The sequence below is a fragment of the Mycobacterium sp. 3-98 genome, assembly GCF_035918355.1.
In the GTDB taxonomy this organism is placed as follows: domain Bacteria; phylum Actinomycetota; class Actinomycetes; order Mycobacteriales; family Mycobacteriaceae; genus Mycobacterium; species Mycobacterium intracellulare.
The window spans coordinates 1,914,619-1,931,320 of the sequence record NZ_CP142360.1 but is presented as its reverse complement, the minus strand read 5'-3'; the positions used below and the strand labels follow the sequence as shown (position 1 = coordinate 1,931,320).

18 protein-coding genes are annotated in these 16,702 nt (G+C 69.4%); 7 read left to right on the top strand and 11 right to left on the bottom strand.

Annotation, left to right across the window (positions count from 1 at the left end):
* The first annotated feature begins 35 nt into the window (after window positions 1-35).
* Window positions 36-581, top strand: coding sequence for a DUF4333 domain-containing protein (locus QGN30_RS09485; protein ID WP_014383023.1), 546 nt, complete (start codon window positions 36-38; stop codon window positions 579-581).
* On the opposite strand, the gene QGN30_RS09480 is transcribed toward QGN30_RS09485, so the two are convergent.
* Window positions 578-1,315 (bottom strand): acyltransferase, encoded by a 738-nt coding sequence (locus QGN30_RS09480; RefSeq protein WP_008259129.1) that lies wholly within the window; start codon window positions 1,313-1,315, stop codon window positions 578-580. The genes QGN30_RS09485 and QGN30_RS09480 overlap by 4 nt on opposite strands.
* A gap of 82 nt (window positions 1,316-1,397) precedes the next feature.
* Here QGN30_RS09480 and QGN30_RS09475 point away from each other — a divergent pair, with 82 nt between their 5' ends.
* Both QGN30_RS09475 and QGN30_RS09470 read left to right on the top strand, forming a co-directional pair.
* Window positions 1,398-2,732, top strand: coding sequence for an outer membrane protein assembly factor BamB family protein (locus QGN30_RS09475; RefSeq protein ID WP_008259132.1), 1,335 nt, complete (start codon window positions 1,398-1,400; stop codon window positions 2,730-2,732).
* A gap of 18 nt (window positions 2,733-2,750) precedes the next feature.
* Window positions 2,751-3,137 carry a DUF6264 family protein gene (locus tag QGN30_RS09470; protein ID WP_014380767.1) on the top strand — a complete coding sequence of 129 codons (387 nt, stop codon included), beginning with the start codon at window positions 2,751-2,753 and terminating at the stop codon, window positions 3,135-3,137.
* A 7-nt stretch (window positions 3,138-3,144) separates the two neighbouring features.
* On the opposite strand, the gene QGN30_RS09465 is transcribed toward QGN30_RS09470, so the two are convergent.
* The 8 genes from QGN30_RS09465 to ctaD form a co-directional block, all read right to left on the bottom strand.
* A complete protein-coding gene (locus QGN30_RS09465) occupies window positions 3,145-3,828 on the bottom strand; it encodes an esterase (protein WP_014380768.1) in 684 nt (227 codons plus the stop codon).
* 74 nt (window positions 3,829-3,902) lie between these two features.
* A complete protein-coding gene (locus QGN30_RS09460; protein WP_179960106.1) occupies window positions 3,903-5,141 on the bottom strand; it encodes a THUMP-like domain-containing protein in 1,239 nt (412 codons plus the stop codon).
* On the bottom strand, window positions 5,099-6,070 hold the full coding sequence (locus QGN30_RS09455) for a class I SAM-dependent methyltransferase (RefSeq protein ID WP_248923177.1): 972 nt from the start codon (window positions 6,068-6,070) through the stop codon (window positions 5,099-5,101). The genes QGN30_RS09460 and QGN30_RS09455 overlap by 43 nt, the downstream gene beginning before the upstream one ends.
* 10 nt (window positions 6,071-6,080) lie before the next feature.
* Window positions 6,081-6,845 (bottom strand): enoyl-CoA hydratase, encoded by a 765-nt coding sequence (locus tag QGN30_RS09450; protein ID WP_051019792.1) that lies wholly within the window; start codon window positions 6,843-6,845, stop codon window positions 6,081-6,083.
* Window positions 6,842-7,672 carry an NUDIX hydrolase gene (locus QGN30_RS09445; protein ID WP_038537100.1) on the bottom strand — a complete coding sequence of 277 codons (831 nt, stop codon included), beginning with the start codon at window positions 7,670-7,672 and terminating at the stop codon, window positions 6,842-6,844. The genes QGN30_RS09450 and QGN30_RS09445 overlap by 4 nt, the downstream gene beginning before the upstream one ends.
* A complete protein-coding gene (locus QGN30_RS09440; protein ID WP_095763605.1) occupies window positions 7,669-8,529 on the bottom strand; it encodes an ABC transporter ATP-binding protein in 861 nt (286 codons plus the stop codon). The genes QGN30_RS09445 and QGN30_RS09440 overlap by 4 nt, the downstream gene beginning before the upstream one ends.
* A 24-nt stretch (window positions 8,530-8,553) precedes the next feature.
* Window positions 8,554-9,789, bottom strand: coding sequence for a phosphoserine phosphatase SerB (serB, locus tag QGN30_RS09435; RefSeq protein WP_038537105.1), 1,236 nt, complete (start codon window positions 9,787-9,789; stop codon window positions 8,554-8,556).
* Window positions 9,790-9,813: 24 nt separating this feature from the next.
* Window positions 9,814-11,559: an aa3-type cytochrome oxidase subunit I gene (ctaD, locus tag QGN30_RS09430; RefSeq protein ID WP_008259158.1), complete on the bottom strand. Its 1,746-nt coding sequence runs from the start codon at window positions 11,557-11,559 to the stop codon at window positions 9,814-9,816.
* A 232-nt stretch (window positions 11,560-11,791) separates the two neighbouring features.
* On the opposite strand from ctaD, the gene QGN30_RS09425 reads away from it, so the two are divergent.
* Window positions 11,792-12,910, top strand: coding sequence for an iron-siderophore ABC transporter substrate-binding protein (locus tag QGN30_RS09425; protein WP_136245881.1), 1,119 nt, complete (start codon window positions 11,792-11,794; stop codon window positions 12,908-12,910).
* 101 nt (window positions 12,911-13,011) lie between these two features.
* Window positions 13,012-14,052, top strand: coding sequence for an NAD(P)-dependent alcohol dehydrogenase (locus tag QGN30_RS09420; protein ID WP_248923178.1), 1,041 nt, complete (start codon window positions 13,012-13,014; stop codon window positions 14,050-14,052).
* A 4-nt stretch (window positions 14,053-14,056) separates the two neighbouring features.
* Here the strand turns inward: QGN30_RS09420 and QGN30_RS09415 are convergent, their stop codons facing one another.
* Entirely contained in the window at window positions 14,057-14,407 is a 351-nt protein-coding gene (locus QGN30_RS09415) for a DUF3349 domain-containing protein (protein ID WP_038537111.1), read from the bottom strand.
* Window positions 14,408-14,550: 143 nt separating this feature from the next.
* Window positions 14,551-15,525 carry a class 1b ribonucleoside-diphosphate reductase subunit beta gene (nrdF, locus tag QGN30_RS09410; protein ID WP_009954743.1) on the bottom strand — a complete coding sequence of 325 codons (975 nt, stop codon included), beginning with the start codon at window positions 15,523-15,525 and terminating at the stop codon, window positions 14,551-14,553.
* A gap of 210 nt (window positions 15,526-15,735) precedes the next feature.
* On the opposite strand from nrdF, the gene QGN30_RS09405 reads away from it, so the two are divergent.
* A complete protein-coding gene (locus QGN30_RS09405) occupies window positions 15,736-16,182 on the top strand; it encodes an SRPBCC family protein (RefSeq protein ID WP_008259170.1) in 447 nt (148 codons plus the stop codon).
* The gene (locus tag QGN30_RS09400) at window positions 16,166-16,702 is read left to right on the top strand and encodes a TetR/AcrR family transcriptional regulator (protein WP_201358893.1); all 537 of its coding nucleotides are present in this window, start codon (window positions 16,166-16,168) and stop codon (window positions 16,700-16,702) included. Before QGN30_RS09405 ends, QGN30_RS09400 begins: the two co-directional genes overlap by 17 nt.

Genomic DNA, 16,702 nt, shown 5'->3' with positions numbered 1-16,702 from the left:
GCCGATTCACGGGTCAAGCCATTCGGGAGGCGACAATGACCGTCATCTGTGCGCTGCCGGTTTCGTGCGCTGCCGCCGGCCTCATCACCGCCGTCGCGGGCTGTTCCTGCTCGATCGGTTCGTCGCACGCGGTGAGCAGGAGCGAGGTCGCCGGCCAGATCTCCGCGAAGATGACCGACGCCGCGGGCAACAAGCCCGAGTCGGTGAACTGCCCGAACGACCTGCCCGCAACCCTCGGCGCGCAGGTGACCTGCGAAATGAAGGTCAAGAACCGGCCGTTCGGCGTCAACGTCACGGTCACCAGCGTCGAGGGCGGCGACGTCAAGTTCGACATGGTGGAGATGGTCGGCAAGGAGCAGGTCGCCGCCGCGATCAGCACCCAGCTCGGCCAGCGGGTGGGCAGAAAGCCGGACTCGGTGACCTGCCCCGACAATCTGAGAGGCGTTGCGGGCGCGACACTTCGGTGTCAGCTCACCGACCACGGCCAGAAATACGGTGTGCTGGTGACCGTCACGAACGTCGCCGCGGGCGACGTCAACTTCCATTTCAAGGTCGACGACCGGCCGCAACCGGACAGCTAGCGGGAGGCCTTTTTCCGTTCGATGTCGGCCAGGGCGGCGGCGAGTTCGGCACGCTGCGCGGCCGAGCTCTCCCAGGCGAGCTGGCGGTTCTTGACCACCTTGGCCGGCGCGCCCACCGCGATCGAGTAGTCCGGAATCACCCCGCGCACCACCGCATGCGATCCCAGCACGCAACCGCGCCCGACCGACGTGCCCCGCAGCACCGACACCTTGACCCCCACCCAGGTGTCCGGGCCGATCCGCACCGGGGACTTGACGATGCCCTGGTCCTTGATGGGCATGTCGATGTTGTCCATGCGGTGGTCGAAATCGCAGACGTAGCACCAGTCGGCCATCAGGACCGAATCGCCGAGCTCGATGTCGAGGTAGGCGTTGATGACGTTGTCGCGGCCCAGCACCACCTTGTCGCCGAACCGCAGCGAACCCTCGTGCGCGCGGATGGTGTTCTTGTCACCGATGTGGACCCAGCGCCCGATCTCGAGCTGCGCGAGCTCGGGCGTGGCATGGATTTCCACACCCTTGCCGAGAAAGACCATGCCGCGGGTGATGATGTGCGGGTTGGCCAGCTTGAACTTCAGTAACCGCCAGTAGCGCACCAGGTACCACGGGGTATATGCGCGGTTGCGCAGCACCCACTTCAGCGAGGCCAGCGTGAGGAACCTGGCCTGGCGCGGGTCGCGCAGGTTCGATCCACGCCAGCGGCGATGGACCGGGGCGCCCCACATGCTCGTCATGGCCGGAAAGCCTAGTCGAGAGCCCAAGCGATACCCTCACGTGTACTCGACCGCCGCACCTGCGCACGCCCTGGGGAAGGACTTGGAAACCGACGTGCTTGCCCGACACCTCGTCAGTGGGCTTCGGCGTTGCTCATCCGCGCTGCTGGCGGCGGCGCTCGTGGCCGGGGTCGGCGGCTGCGGCACCACCGACTCGTGGGTGGACGCATCGGCCGCACAAGGCTGGCCGGCGCAATACGCCGACGCCGCCAACAGCAGCTACACCCCCACCGGCGGGGCCACCAAGCTGTCGTTGCAGTGGACCCGGTCGGTCAAGGGGAGCCTGGCCGCCGGACCGGCGCTGAGCGCGCGGGGCTATCTGGCACTGAACGCCCAGACCTCCGCGGGTTGTTCGCTGATGGAGTGGGAGAACAACCACAACGGACGCCAGCGCTGGTGTGTGCGGTTGTTCCAGGGCGGCGGCTTCGGCGGGCCGCTGCTCGACGGCTTCGACAACCTCTACGTCGGCCAGCCCGGCGCCTTCCTGTCGTTCCCGGTGACGCAGTGGACGCGCTGGCGCCAGCCGGTCATCGGCATGCCCACGACGCCGCGGTTCCTCGGTAGCGGCGAGTTACTCGTCGCCACGCACCTGGGGCAGGTGCTGGTTTTCGACTCACATCGCGGCCAGGTGGTGAGCAGCCCGCTCGATCTGGTGGACGGCATCGATCCCACCGATGCGACGCGCGGGCTCGCCGACTGCGCGCCGGCGCGCCAGGGCTGCCCGGTGGCGGCGGCCCCCGCCTTCTCGGCCGCCAACGGGATGGCGGTGCTCGGCGTCTGGCAGCCGGGGGCACCGGCCGCTGTGCTGGTGGGCCTGAAGTACCACCCCGGGCAGACGCCGCTGCTGACCAAGGAGTGGACCAGCGACGCCGTGGGCGCCGGCGCCATCGCCAGCCCGGTGCTCTCGGCCGACGGGTCGACCGTCTACGTCAACGGCCGCGACGAACGCCTGTGGGCGCTGCGCACAGCGGACGCGAAGGTGAAGTGGTCGGCGCCGCTGGGATTTCTGGCGCAGACTCCCCCGGCGATCACCCCGCAGGGGCTGATCGTGTCCGGTGGCGGGCCCGACACGCGGCTCGTCGCGTTCAAGGACGCCGGCGATCACGCCGACCAGGTGTGGCGCCGCGACGACGCCGTCCCCCTGTCGTCGTCGAGCCTCGCGGGCGCCGGGGTCGGCTACACGGTGGTCGGCGGACCGCCCGCCAACGGCGCCCCCGGGATGTCGGTGCTGGTCTTCGATCCCGGTGACGGCCACACGCTGAACAGCTATCCGCTGCCGGCGGCCACCGGGTATCCGCTCGGGGTTGCGGTCGGCACCGACCGGCGGGTGGTGGCCGCCACCAGCGACGGCCAGGTCTACGGTTTCGCGCCGGCCTGACCGGGACATACTCCTTAAGTGCCGATCGACGACCCCACAGCGCAGGACGCCGCGACCACCACGGCGGAGGGCCGGCGCGCAAGCACCGCCGACATCGTGGCGACGCTCGTCCTGCTGGTCATCCATGGCGGCCTCTACGGGGCGACCTTTGTGGTCCTGGGCCTGCTGGTGATGAGCACCGACCCGTGCAGCTATCAGAAGTGCGGCGATCCCGCCTGGATCGACCGGGCCATGAACCTGGGCACCTGGGGCGGGGCCGCCCTCTTGGTCGCCGACGTCGTGGTCGCCGTGTACCTGCTGGTGCGCGGGAGGAGGGCCTTCTTCGTCCCGATCATCGGTTGCCTCGCCCAGGTGGCGCTGGCGGCGCTGGCCGTGGCGATGGAATTGCGGGCCGGGCCGGTCTGAGCCGTGGTCAGATTGCCAGCGGCGGGATCGCGTTGCGCGGCACCTGGGCCTGGGCGGGCCCCCCGAACGCCGGCAGCATCTCGCCCGGGGCGAAGTAGAAGATCAGCTGATCGTCGGTGATGGCGAAATTCTGATAGTGCGACGGATCATGGCCCGTCGACGGCAAAATCGCGGCGCCCAAAGGGGTTTGACGTTCCAGGTCGCGCTGCACGATCGGGAAGATGGCGTCCAGCGGCGTCGTCCCCGGCGGGAACAGGGTGTCGAAGGTGATGGGCTGCTTCGTCCCGAGGTTGTAGTTGAACGCCTTGTACCAGATCGACGACCGCGTTCCCCCGACGTCCTGGAAGAACTTGAGCACCACGCTGCGGGTGTTGTGCGGCGGCTGACCGGCGCTGTGCTGGTCGGTGGTGGCCTCCAGCTGGTACGGCTGGTCGCGCCCCCCGGAACTCTGCGCGACGTTGACGAAGCCGTCCCGGTTTTGGGTGATGTAGTCGGTCAGCGCCTGTTGATCCGGGTAGTCGGTGGGAAACGTCATGGTGAGCATGTAGTTGGGGCCGGTGGCGTGCACGCGGCACATCTGGCCGGCCTCGACGCTGCCGCCGAGGCTCGCGCACGACGGCGGCTCGGCGGCGGCCGGCCAGCCCAACAACACCGCCGTTGCGAGCAGCGCAGCGGCTATCAGATAACGCATCGTGGAATTGTCCTCGCAAACTAGCCAGGGCGGGGGTGCGACCGGAAAAGTAACCGCCGCCAGCGTACCCGGCGCTACCGGGACGCCCGGCAAACGAACGCCGTCGCGCGCCCCGAGGTTCCCGACCCGATCCGGGTGATGACCGTCGACAGCGGCCGGCGGCCCCGCAGCCGCATCCGTTTGCGCAGCGCGTCGGGGTCGACCCGCACCCCGCGGACCAATACCTCCAGCGACCCGCAGTCCAGCGCCGAGAGCGCCTGCCGCAGCCGTCGTTCGTCGAAGACCAGCCGCTCGATCACCTCGAAGCCCCGCACCCCGGCCGGCAGCCGATCACCCGAGAGGTAGGCGATGTCGGGATCGAGCTGCCACAGCCCGTGCCGCGCGCCGTAGTGGCGCACCAGCCCGGCCCGGACCACGGCGCCGTCCGGGTCGACGATCCACCGCCCGACTGGGCGCACGCCGCAGTCGTCGGGGTCGGCGTCGGTGACCTGTTCGCCGCGGTCGAGGACGCTCGCCCGCCGGGTGACGCCGGGCCGCGCCAATCCCGACGACCACAGGCAGGCTTCCCGAACCGAGCCGCGATAGGACGTCACCTCGATCTCTCCGTCGAAGCCCAGCCGCCGCACCTCGTCGAAATCGATTCCCGGAGCGCACTTTACGACAAAATCCCGGCCTCGATACGCCTCCAGCAACGCGGCCAGGCCGGGCTGATAGTCGTCGATGCGCAGGCGCCGCCGACCCTCGGCGCGGCGCGCCGGATCGACGACGAGCACGGCATCGCGGGTCACCGGGTGCAGCGCGTCGGCGCGGCAGAGCCCCGCCGCCCCCACGTTGTGGCGGGCCATGGCCAGCCGCACGGCGTCGACGTCGCTGCCCACCGTCGTGATCCCGCGGCCGCGCAGCGCGGCCAGCTCGGTGCCGATCGAACACGTCGCGTCGTGCACGACGGCGTCCGGGGCGGCCTCGGCCAGCCGCCCGGCCCGGTGCACCGCCACCGGCGCGGCGGTGGCTTGCTGCAGCGCCTCGTCGGTGAACAGCCAGTCCGACACGGCGCACCCCAGCCCGCTCAGTTTCTCCGCGGCGCGGCGGCGCAACAGGACCGTCTCCACCAGCACCGCCGCCCGCTCACCGAAGCGGGCGCGGGTCGCGGCGACGTCGGCGACCCGGGTGGCGTCCGTCAGCTCGAGTTCGGCGACGGCCGCCAGCGCCGCGGCGCCGGCTTGCGACCGCAGGTAGCCGACGTCGTCGGCGCTGAACCGCAGCCCACCGCTCAGGAGGGTTTGACCCCGGTCACCATCACGTTGTAGAACCAGCCCTTCGGCACCACGCGCCGCCACACATTGGCATCCGCCCAGCTCAGGGCCTTCCAGCCGTTGAACGCGAATTTCGCCCAGCCCCAGCCGAGCCGCCCGGCCGGCACCGACGCCTCGAAGGTGCGCACCGGCCAGCCGAACATCGCGGCGGTGAACTCCTCGCTGACGGTCCGCACCTCGGCGGCGCCGGCGTTGGCGGCCATCCGCTCGAGGTCACCGGGGGTGAAGGTGTGCAGGTCGACGATGGCCTCCAGCGCCGCGGCGCGGGAGGATTCGTCGAGCTCGGCCTGCGGGCGCCGCCAGCTGCCCAGGCCCGGCAGCTTGGTGACGTTGGTGGCGATCCGCCAGGTCAGCGTGGACAGCTCGCGGGCGTAGACGTCGCCGGCGCTGGTCGGTTCGCCGGCGAAGACGAACCGCCCGCCCGGGCGCAGCACCCGGATCACCTCGCGCAGCGAAAGCTCGACATCGGGTATGTGGTGCAGCACGGCATGCCCGACGACCAAATCGAAGGTGTTGTCCTCATACGGGATGCCCTCGGCGTCGGCCACCCGGCCGTCGATGTCCAGGCCCAGGGACTGCCCGTTGCGGGTGGCGACCTTCACCATGCCCGGCGACAGGTCGGTCACCGACCCGCGGCGAGCGACCCCGGACTGGATCAGATTCAGCAGGAAAAACCCTGTGCCGCAGCCCAATTCGAGGGCCCGGTCGTAGGGCAACTCACGCAGCACCGCGTCGGGCACGATGGCGTCGAAACGGCCCCGCGCGTAGTCGATGCAGCGCTGGTCATAGGAGATCGACCACTTCTCGTCGTAGGTTTCGGCCTCCCAGTCGTGATAGAGCACCTGGGCCAGCTTGCTGTCGTGCCGGGCGGCCTCCACCTGCTCGGCGGTGGCGTGGGGCGTCGGAACGGCGTCGGTCGAACTCGTCATGCAGGGCAGCCTAACGGCCGCCGGGATCCGCCCGATCGCCACCGCCCTGACCAGCGGAAAACACCTCCGCGTAGCGGCGGCGTTCGGCGGCGAGCCGCTCGGCGCGCTCCAGGTCGAACACGTCGTTGATCCCGGCCTTGGCGGCGGCCAGCGCGTGCCGGGGGCCGTCGAGGAAACGGCGCGCCCATCGTGCGGCGGCGTCGTAGACGTCGTCGGGCGCCACCATCTCGTCGATGAGGCCCAGCGCCAGGGCTTCCTCGGCGTCGAAGAATCGCCCGCTGAACACCAGCTCCTTGGCCTTGCTCACCCCGGCGGCCCGGGTCAGGCGGGCCATCGCGTCGCCGCCGGGCACCAGGCCGGCCAGGATTTCGGTCGCGCCGAACTTCACGTTGTCCCCGCTGATGCGCCAATCGGCGGCCAGCGCCAGCGTGAGCCCCGCGCCCAGCGCGTATCCGGTGATCGCGGCCACGGTCGGCTTGGGGATGGCCGCCACCGCGTCGATGGCCTCCTGCCGGACCCGGGCGGCGGTCTCGGCTTCGGCGCCCCGCAGCGTCCGCAGTTCGGGCATGTCATCGCCGGCCGAGAAGATCTCGTGGCCGCCGAACAGGATCACGACGGCGACGTCGTCCCGGCGCCCCAGTTCCTCGGCCGCGGCGATGACCTCCCGGTAGACCTGGCGGGTCATCGCGTTCGTCGGTGGCCGCGACAGCAGCAGCATGGCCAGGCCGGCGTCCTGCGAGCCGTCGCTGACCACGACGCTGACGAACTCGCTCAATGCCGCCACCCCAGCCCGCCCGCTTCCCGCGCCTGGTGGTAGCGGTCGGAATCGAAGAACTCGAAAACCCAGTTGTCGCCCTGGATTTCGAGGTGCGGCTGCACCGCCACGATCTGGCGCTCCACGGCCAGCACCTCGGCGACGGTCCGCCCGGCCAGCGAGTCCAGCTGCGTCCACGTCGGCGGCAGCAAAAAGCTACGTCCGGCCGCGAAGTCCTCGATCGCCGCCTCCGGCGTCGTCCAGCCCGCCCGGTCGGATTCGGTGTTCAAACCATCGGCGCGCTGCCCCTTCGGCAGGGCGCCCACGAAGAAATAGGTGTCGTAGCGCCGCGTGCGCTCGGCCTCCGGGGTGACCCAGTTGGCCCACGGCCGCAACAGGTCCGAGCGCAGCTCCAGGTTCTCCCGCCGCAGGAAATCCGCGAACGACAACGTCCCATCGGCCAGCGCCCGGCGGGCGTCGCCGTACACCGACGCGTCGCCAACGATACTGTCCGGCGCCGAACGGCCCCGGCCCGCCGGCCCCGCGAACAGCACCCCGGATTCCTCGAACGTCTCGCGGGCCGCGGCGCAGACCAGCGCCTCGGCCAGGTCGGGTTCGATGCCGAAGCGCTGCGCCCACCACTCCGGCGGCGGTCCGGCCCAGGCGATGTCGGCGTTGCGGTCGCGGTCGTCGACGCCGCCTCCGGGGAACACCATCGTCCCGGCCGCGAACTCCATCTTGGCGTGCCGCCGCATCAGGAAGACGCCCAGTCCCGGACCCGTGTCTCGGACCAGCATCACGGTCGCCGCCGGCCTGGGGACCAGCGGGGCTTCCTCGGGTGACGTCATAGTTGCCTCCGGTGGGCTGCGCGGGTGCGGACTCGCCGCGCGAAGTAGCGCCCGTCGACGACGTCGAGGGCGATCGCTTGGCCGAACGCGGTGGACAGATTCTCCGCGGTCAGCACGTCGGCGAGCAATCCCGCGGCCACCACCCGACCTTCCGCGAGCAGCATGCAGTGACTGAACCCGGGCGGGATCTCCTCGACGTGGTGCGTGACCAGCACCAGGGCGGGGGCGTCGGGGTCGGCGGCCAGGTCGGCCAGCCGCGCCACCAGCTCCTCGCGGCCGCCCAGGTCCAGGCCGGCGGCGGGTTCGTCGAGCAGCAGCAGTTCGGGGTCGGTCATCAGCGCGCGGGCGATCAGCACCCGCTTGCGCTCGCCCTCCGACAGCGTGCCGTAGGTGCGGTCCGCCAGATGCTCCGCGCCCAGGCTCTCTAGCATGTCGATCGCCCGGCGGTAGTCGACGTCTTCGTAGCGCTCGCGCCAGCGGCCCAGGACCGCGTAGCCGGCCGAGACCACGAGATCGCGCACCACCTCGTCGCCGGGGACGCGCTGCGCCAACGCCGAGGAACTGAGGCCGATGCGGGAACGCAACTCCGTCACGTCGACCCGGCCCAGCCGCTCACCGAGCACGAAAGCCACGCCGGACGAGGGATGTTCGGCGGCCGCGGCGATCCGCAGCAGCGAGGTTTTGCCCGCCCCGTTGGGCCCGACGATGACCCAGCGCTCGTCGAGTTCGACCGCCCAATCCAACGGCCCGACCAGGACGTTGCCGCCGCGCTGCAGCGCCACCTCGCGCAATTCGATCAGCAGATCGGGGTCGGCTGCCTCGCTTCCGTTTTCGGGCACCCGACCATGGTGCCGTATGCCCATCGGATCGACACAAGCAACCTACTCGGGCGGGATTTCCACCCGGCGGACCTCGCCGTCGATCGCGTCGGCCGCCTCGATCTCGCCGCGGGTGATGCCCAGCAGGAACAGCACCGTGTCCAGATACGGGTGGCTCAGCGACGCGTCGGCGACCTCGCGCAGCGCGGGCTTGGCGTTGAACGCGATCCCCAGCCCGGCGGCGGCCAGCATGTCGATGTCGTTGGCGCCGTCGCCCACGGCGACGGTCTGCGCCATCGGAACACCGGCGTGCTGCGCGAATTCCCTTAGCGCCGTTGCTTTTCCGGCCCGGTCAACGATGGGGCCGATCACACGCCCGGTGAGGGTGCCGTCGACGATCTCGAGCTCGTTGGCCGCGACGTAGTCCAGCATCAGCTCCTCGGCCAGCGGCTCGATGATCCGGCGGAAGCCCCCGGAGACCACGCCGCACGCGTAACCCAGCCGCCGCAGGGTCCGCAGCGTGGTCCGCGCGCCCGGCATCAGCTCCAGCTGATCGGCGACCTCGTCGATCACCGTGGCGGGCAGGCCCGCCAGCGTCGCGACCCGCTGCTCGAGCGACTGCGCGAAGTCCAGCTCGCCGCGCATCGCGGCGTCGGTGATCGCGGCGACCTTGCCCTCGGCGCCCGCCTTGGCCGCCAGCATCTCGATGACCTCACCCTGCACCAGGGTGGAGTCCACGTCGAACACGATGAGCCGCTTGGCCCGCCGCTCCAGCGTGTAGTCCTCGACCGCGACGTCGACGTGCTCCTCGCTGGACACCCGGTTCAGGGCGGTCCGCAGCCGGCCGTCGGTCCCGGGCGGCACCGAGACACGCAACTCCAGCCCCGTCACCGGATAGTCGGAGACCCCGCGGATCAGGTCGATGTTGACGCCCAGCGCGGCCACCTCGCGGGCTACCGCGCCGAACGCGCCGGCGGTGATGGGCCGGCCCAGGACGAAGATGGTGTGCGTCGAGGGTTCCCGGATGATCGGCACGTCGTCGCTGCGCTCGATGCTGACGTCCAGGCCCACCTTGCGGATGGCCGACTCGACGTCGTGGCGAAGCTCGTCGCCGTCGGCGACGGCCGCCGGGCAGCGCACCAGCACGCCGAGCGTCAGCCGGTGCCGGATCACCACCTGTTCGACGTTGAGCAGCTCGACCCCGTGCCGCGACAACGCCTCGAAAAGGGTCGCGGTCACACCCGGTTGGTCCACGCCGGTGACGGTGATCAGCACCGACACCTTGGGTGGTGAGTTCACTCGCGACAGCCGCCCGTCAGGCCATCAGCTGCGAACCTGGACGTCGTCCAGCCTGGTGACGTCCTTGTCCGCGGGCCCGTGCGCCCGGCCCACATGCGCCTCGGCGCGCAGCCGTTCCACCATGTGCGGGTAGTGCAACTCGAATGCCGGCCGCTCCGAACGGATTCGGGGCAGCTCGGTGAAGTTGTGCCGCGGCGGCGGGCAGCTGGTCGCCCACTCCAGGGAGTTGCCGTAGCCCCACGGGTCGTCGACCGTGACGACCTCGCCGTAGCGCCAGCTCTTGAAGACGTTCCAGACGAACGGGAACATCGACGCGCCCAGGATGAAGGCGCCCACGGTCGACGCGATGTTGTAGGGCTGGAAGCCGTCGCTGGGCAGGTAGTCGGCGTAGCGCCGCGGCATGCCGAGGTCGCCCAGCCAGTGCTGCACCAGGAAGGTGGTGTGGAACCCGATGAACGTCAACCAGAAGTGCAGCTTGCCCAGCCGCTCGTCGAGCAGGCGGCCGGTCATCTTCGGGAACCAGAAGTAGATGCCCGCATACGTCGCGAACACGATGGTGCCGAACAGCACGTAGTGGAAGTGGGCGACGACGAAGTAGCTGTCGGTGACGTGAAAGTCGAGCGGCGGGCTGGCCAGCATCACGCCGGTCAGGCCACCGAGCAGGAAGGTGAGCAGGAAGCCGACCGAGAACAGCATCGGTGTCTCAAAGGTCAACTGCCCCTTCCACATTGTGCCGATCCAGTTGAAGAACTTGATCCCGGTGGGCACCGCGATCAGGTACGTCATGAACGAGAAGAACGGCAGCAGAACGGCTCCGGTGGCGAACATGTGGTGCGCCCACACCGCGACCGACAGGGCCGCGATCGACAGCGTCGCGTACACCAGCGTGGTGTAGCCGAAGACCGGCTTGCGCGAGAACACCGGGATGATCTCGGTGACGATGCCGAAGAACGGCAGCGCGATGATGTAGACCTCGGGGTGGCCGAAGAACCAGAACAGGTGCTGCCACAACAGGACTCCGCCGTTGGACGCGTCGTAGATGTGGGCGCCCAGATGGCGGTCGGCGGCCAGTCCGAACAGCGCGGCGGTCAGGATCGGGAACGCGATCAGGATCAGGATCGAAGTCACCAGGATGTTCCAGGTGAAGATCGGCATCCGGAACATCGTCATCCCGGGCGCGCGCATGCACACCACGGTGGTGATCATGTTGACCGCCCCGAGGATGGTCCCCAGACCGGCGAGGATCAGCCCGGTGATCCACAGGTCTCCCCCAGCGCCGGGCGAGTGGACGGCGTCAGACAGCGGTGTGTAGGCGGTCCAGCCGAAGTCGGCGGCCCCACCCGGGACGATGAAGCCGGACGCGGCGATCAGCCCGCCGAACAAGAACAGCCAGTACGAGAAGGCGTTCAGCCGCGGGAACGCCACGTCGGGCGCCCCGATCTGCAGCGGCAGCACCAGGTTGGCGAAACCGAACACCACCGGGGTGGCGTAGAGCAGCAGCATGATCGTGCCGTGCATGGTGAACAGCTGGTTGAACTGCTCGTTGGACAGGAACTGCAGCCCGGGAGCGGCCAACTCGGTGCGCATCAGCAACGCCATCAGCCCGCCTATGAAGAAGAAGGCGAAGCAGGTGACGGTGTACATCACGCCGATCAGCTTGTGATCGGTGGTCGTGATCAGTTTGTAGACGAGGTTCCCTTTGGGGCCCATGCGGTCCGGGTACGGACGAACGGCCTCGAGTTCTCCCAAGGGGGGCGCTTCGGCTGTCAACAGCTTCTCCAAACATCCGGATCGGACACTGGCCCAACATCACTATTGAGTCGAATCTTAGCCGTCGATGATGGCGACGTCAGGGCTGGTCCTACAAACTGTCGTAAACGGGTCTGCGGGGCGCCGCGTCCTTCGTCGTGGCGCCGGGAGGGGTCGATGGTGGCGACCCGCTTCGCCCGGCTCCGCCGCGCTCGCGATCGCCATGGGGGTCGGCGATGTTAGCGTCTGACGCGTGTCGTTCGGCGTGATCAGACCCCCCCGGCTGGCCCCCGGGTTCGCCGTCGCCGCCGCCGTGGCGTCCGCGGTCGTGCTGGCATGCGGCGGCTGCGGATCCCACCGGCCCGCCGCCACGCCCCCGGCCCGTTCGCTGGTCACCCCCACCACGCAAATCGCGGGGGCCGGGGTGCTCGGAAACGACCGCCGGCCCGACGATTCGTGCGCCCGCGAGGCCGCCGAGGCCGACGCGGGGGCCGCGAAGCGGCGCGTCCACAACGCCGCCGGCGTCGAGCCGGACGTGGTGCAGGTGCCCGCCGACCCGCAGCGCATCGTGGTGCTCTCCGGCGATCAGCTCGACGCGTTGTGCGCGTTGGGCCTGCAATCGCGGGTGGTCGCCGCCGCGCTGCCGGACGGCTCGCCGACCCAGCCCGCCTATCTCGGTGGCGCGGTGCACGGTGTGCCCGGCGCCGGCACGCGCTCCCACCCGGACGTGAAGGCGATCGAGGCGGCCCACCCCGATCTCATCCTGGGCTCCCAGGGGTTGACGCCCACCCTGTATCCGCAGCTGGCGGCGATCGCCCCGACGGTGTTCACCGGCGCGCCGGGCGCGGGGTGGGAGGACAACCTGCGCGCCGTCGGCGCCGCCACCGCGCGCGGCACCGCGATGGACGGGTTGCTCGGCGGGTTCGCGAAACGGGCGACCGACGTAGGCGCGCGCCACGACGCCTCCCACTTTCAGGCGTCGATCGTGCGACTGACCACCGAGGCGATCCGGGTCTACGGCGCCAACAACTTCCCGGCCAGCGTGCTCGGCTCGGTCGGCGTCGACCGGCCGGCGACGCAGCGGTTCACCGACAAGCCCTACGTCGAGATCGGCGCCACCGACGCCGACCTCGCCAAGGACCCCGACCTGTCCATCGCCGACGCCGACGTGGTGTACCTGTCGTGCGCCACCCCGGCCGCCGCCGACCGTGCCGCCACGGTGCTCGACAGCGGCCCGTGGCGCAAGCTGTCGGCCAACCGCGACAACCGGGTCTATGTCGTCAACGACGAGATCTGGCAAACCGGCGAGGGGCTGATCGCGGCCCGCGGCATCGTCGACGACCTGCGCCTGGTGAACGCCCCCATCAACTGAGGCCGGGCCAGTCGAACGTGATGTTCGCCCCGATAGTTGGCGGAAGAACGTTACCCTAGCTAAAATTTTGGTCGAAGCCATCGGACCGAAGAGGAACATTCATGCGCACTGTTTCGGCATACGCCGCCACGTCGGCGACCGAACCGCTGACCAAGACCACCATCGAGCGGCGCGACCCGGGCCCGCGCGACGTGGCGATCGACATCAAATTCGCCGGCATCTGCCACTCCGACATCCACACCGCCAAGGGCGAATGGGGCACGCCGAATTACCCCGTGGTCGTGGGCCACGAGATCGCCGGCGTCGTGACCGAGGTCGGCGCCGAGGTCACCAAGTTCAAGGTGGGCGACCACGTCGGCGTGGGTTGCATGGTGAATTCCTGCGGCCGGTGCAGCAGCTGCGACGCCGGGCTCGAGCAGTACTGCAAGAACGGCGCGACCTTCACCTACAACTCGATCGACAAGGACGGCACGTCGACGCAGGGCGGGTACAGCCAGGCGGTCGTCGTCGACGAGAACTTCGTCTTGCGCATCCCCGACTCGCTGCCGCTGGACAAGGCGGCGCCGCTGCTGTGCGCGGGCATCACGCTGTTCTCGCCGCTGCGGCACTGGAAGGCCGGGCCGGGCACCCGGCTGGCGATCATCGGCCTGGGCGGCCTGGGGCACATGGGCGTCAAGCTGGGCGCGGCGATGGGCGCCGAGGTCACCGTGCTCTCGCAGTCGCTGAAGAAGATGGAAGACGGGCTGCGGCTGGGCGCCAAGCATTACTACGCCACCGCCGACCCCGAGACCTTCAAGAAGTTGCGCAGCAGCTTCGACCTGATGCTCAACACCGTCTCGGCGAACCTGAAGCTCAATGACTACCTGAGCCTGCTCGACGTCGACGGCACCCTCGTCGAACTGGGCATCCCCGAGCACCCCATGGAAGTCGGCGCGTTCGCGCTGGCGCTGGCACGCCGCAGCCTGTCCGGGTCGAACATCGGCGGGATCGCCGAGACCCAGGAAATGCTGGACTTCTGCGCCGAACACAACGTGACGCCCGAAATCGAGGTCATCGACCCCGACTACATCAACGAGGCGTACGAGCGCGTCCTGGCCAGCGACGTCCGCTACCGCTTCGTCATCGACATCTCGAAGCTGTAGCGGCTCAGGACGCCGTGTGGGGGGCCGGCTCGGCCTTACCGTTGGCCGCGCCGGGATTTTCGGCCGCCTCGGGCGGGTGTGTGATGCCCGCCAGCGGCCAGCCCGCCGCGGCCAGCCGGGCGGCCACCCGCGCGATGTTCTCCGGTCCCGCGTCGTAGTGGGTCATGTCGGAGATGAAATCGGCGATCACGTCGCGGTTGATCTCCTCGCCCGGCTTGGTTTCCTCGTCTATCGCGTCGACGACTTCCTTGATCTGGTCCTCGGTCAGCGGGGTGCTGCGCAGCAGCTCCAACAGCGGTACACGGTCGGGTCCGGGAACGCCGTCGGGGTAGCCGCATTGCAGCCACTGGATCACTGAACGGAAGAAAGCGGCCGTAGAAGATGGGGTAATCGCCACGCCCACCAGTCTCCCGGCAACCCGGCCGGCGGCGCCACCGGGCCGCCGCGGGGTCGCCACAATTCACGCGGCGTTCACACACCGCTTGGCTGAATGCGCTGCTAGAAGTCCCAGTCCTCGTCCTCGGTGACGACGGCCTTGCCGATCACGTACGACGAGCCCGAGCCGGAGAAGAAGTCGTGGTTCTCGTCGGCGTTCGGTGAGAGCGCCGACAGGATCGCCGGGTTCACGTCCGTCTCGTCGCGCGGGAACAGCGCCTCGTAGCCGAGGTTCATCAGCGCCTTGTTGGCGTTGTAGCGCAGGAACTTCTTGACGTCCTCGGTGAGCCCGACCTCGTCGTAGAGGTCCTGGGTGTATTCCACCTCGTTGTCGTAGAGCTCGAAGAGCAATTCGTAGGTGTAGTCCTTGAGCTCCTGCTTGCGTGCGTCGTCGACCAGCGCCAGGCCGCGCTGGAATTTGTAGCCGATGTAGTAGCCGTGGACGGCCTCGTCGCGGATGATCAGCCGGATCATGTCGGCGGTGTTGGTCAGCTTGGCCCGGCTCGACCAGTACATCGGCAGGTAGAAGCCGGAGTAGAAGAGGAAGCTTTCCAGCAGCGTGGAGGCGACCTTGCGCTTGAGCGGTTCGTCGCCCTTGTAGTACTGCATGACGATCTCGGCCTTGCGCTGCAGGTTGGGGTTCTCCTCCGACCAGCGGAACGCGTCGTCGATCTCGGCCGTCGAGCACAGCGTGGAGAAGATGTTGCTGTAGCTGCGCGCGTGCACCGACTCCATGAAGGCGATGTTGGTGTAGACGGCCTCCTCGTGCGGGGTCAGCGCGTCGGGAATCAGGCTGACCGCCCCGACCGTGCCCTGGATGGTGTCCAGCAGCGTCAGGCCGGTGAACACCCGCATGGTCATCTGCTTTTCGTGGGCGGTCAGGGTGCCCCACGACGGCAGGTCGTTGGACACCGGCACCTTCTCGGGCAACCAGAAGTTGCCGGTGAGCCGGTCCCACACCTCCGCGTCTTTTTCGTCCTGCAGCCGGTTCCAGTTGATCGCCGAAACGCGGTCAATCAGCTTCATGTTTTCGGTCACCAGAACCCCGCTTCACACGCCGTTTTGCCTGAGGGACGTCAGGCTCCAGACACTACCCCTGGGGTACGACAACCGAGCGCAACACAAGAAGTTGTGTTTTGCGTGTCGCGGACGCCCGCGGGCCGCCGGATTTGCCTCTTCACTCCAGTATGCGCGCGCGGGCCGACGTTTCGTGGCCACAACCGGGGAGCGGGATGTACCATTTGGTACATGATTACCGAAGACAGCGTCGAGATCGACGCGCCGGCGCACGTGGTGTGGAAGGTGTTCAGCGATGTCGAGCGCTGGCCCGAGTGGACGGCCTCGGTGACGTCGCTGGCCGCGGTGGACGGGCCCGGGCTCGCGGTCGGCAAGCGGTTCGCGATCAAGCAGCCACGCATGTCGAAGCTGGTCTGGAAGATCACCGAGCTCGAGCCGGGGACGTCCTGGACCTGGGAGCAACGCGCCCCCGGCGCGCGGGCCAGCGCCCGCCATGACGTGATCGCCCAGCCGGGCGGCGGCACCCTGGTGCGCCAGCGCATCGACCAGAACGGCATGCTCGGCGCGCTGGTCGGGCGGCTCATGCGATCGATGACCCGGCGATACCTCAAACTCGAGGCCCAGGGCCTCAAGGCCCGCTCCGAGCAGCTCAGCCGCGCCGATGGCGCGCACCCCTGACACCGAGCGGCGCCGCCACCTCCTCGATGCCCTCGTCACCGAGTTCGCCACCGGCGGCGTCGGCGACCGGTCGCTGCGCGCGGTGGCCGACGCGGTCGGCACCAGTCACCGAATGTTGTTGCACCACTTTGGGTCTCGGGAAGGACTGCTGGTAGCGATCGTCGAGGAGGTCGAGCGCCGCCAGATGGGACTGCTGGCCGAGTTGCCCGACGACCCGGTCGAGGGCTTCGCCGCCATGTGGGCCGATGTCCGCCGGCCCGAACTGCGACAGTTCGAGCGACTCTTCTTCGAGTGTTACGCCCGCGCCGCGCAGGGCGAAAAGCCTTTCGCGCGAATGGTTCCCGGCGCCGTCGACGGCTGGCTGGGCGAGGTCAAGGAGGCCGCCGACGGCCCGGTCGACCCCGCCCTGGCGAGGCTCGGGCTGGCCGTAATCCGTGGCCTGCTACTGGATCTCGTGGCCACCGACGATGACGCCGGCGTGGACGCGGCCGCGCGCGCCTTTGCGGAACTGCTCCGCTGA

Bases quoted from the DNA above. Each gene is read 5' to 3' on its own strand.
- QGN30_RS09420 (WP_248923178.1), top strand. From the start codon at position 13,012: ATGCGCACTGTTTCGGCATACGCCGCCACGTCGGCGACCGAACCGCTG.
- QGN30_RS09465 (WP_014380768.1), bottom strand. From the start codon at position 3,828: ATGCGTTATCTGATAGCCGCTGCGCTGCTCGCAACGGCGGTGTTGTTG.
- QGN30_RS09445 (WP_038537100.1), bottom strand. From the start codon at position 7,672: ATGACGTCACCCGAGGAAGCCCCGCTGGTCCCCAGGCCGGCGGCGACC.
- QGN30_RS09455 (WP_248923177.1), bottom strand. From the start codon at position 6,070: ATGACGAGTTCGACCGACGCCGTTCCGACGCCCCACGCCACCGCCGAG.
- QGN30_RS09400 (WP_201358893.1), top strand. From the start codon at position 16,166: ATGGCGCGCACCCCTGACACCGAGCGGCGCCGCCACCTCCTCGATGCC.
- QGN30_RS09485 (WP_014383023.1), top strand. From the start codon at position 36: ATGACCGTCATCTGTGCGCTGCCGGTTTCGTGCGCTGCCGCCGGCCTC.
- QGN30_RS09405 (WP_008259170.1), top strand. From the start codon at position 15,736: ATGATTACCGAAGACAGCGTCGAGATCGACGCGCCGGCGCACGTGGTG.
- QGN30_RS09480 (WP_008259129.1), bottom strand. From the start codon at position 1,315: ATGACGAGCATGTGGGGCGCCCCGGTCCATCGCCGCTGGCGTGGATCG.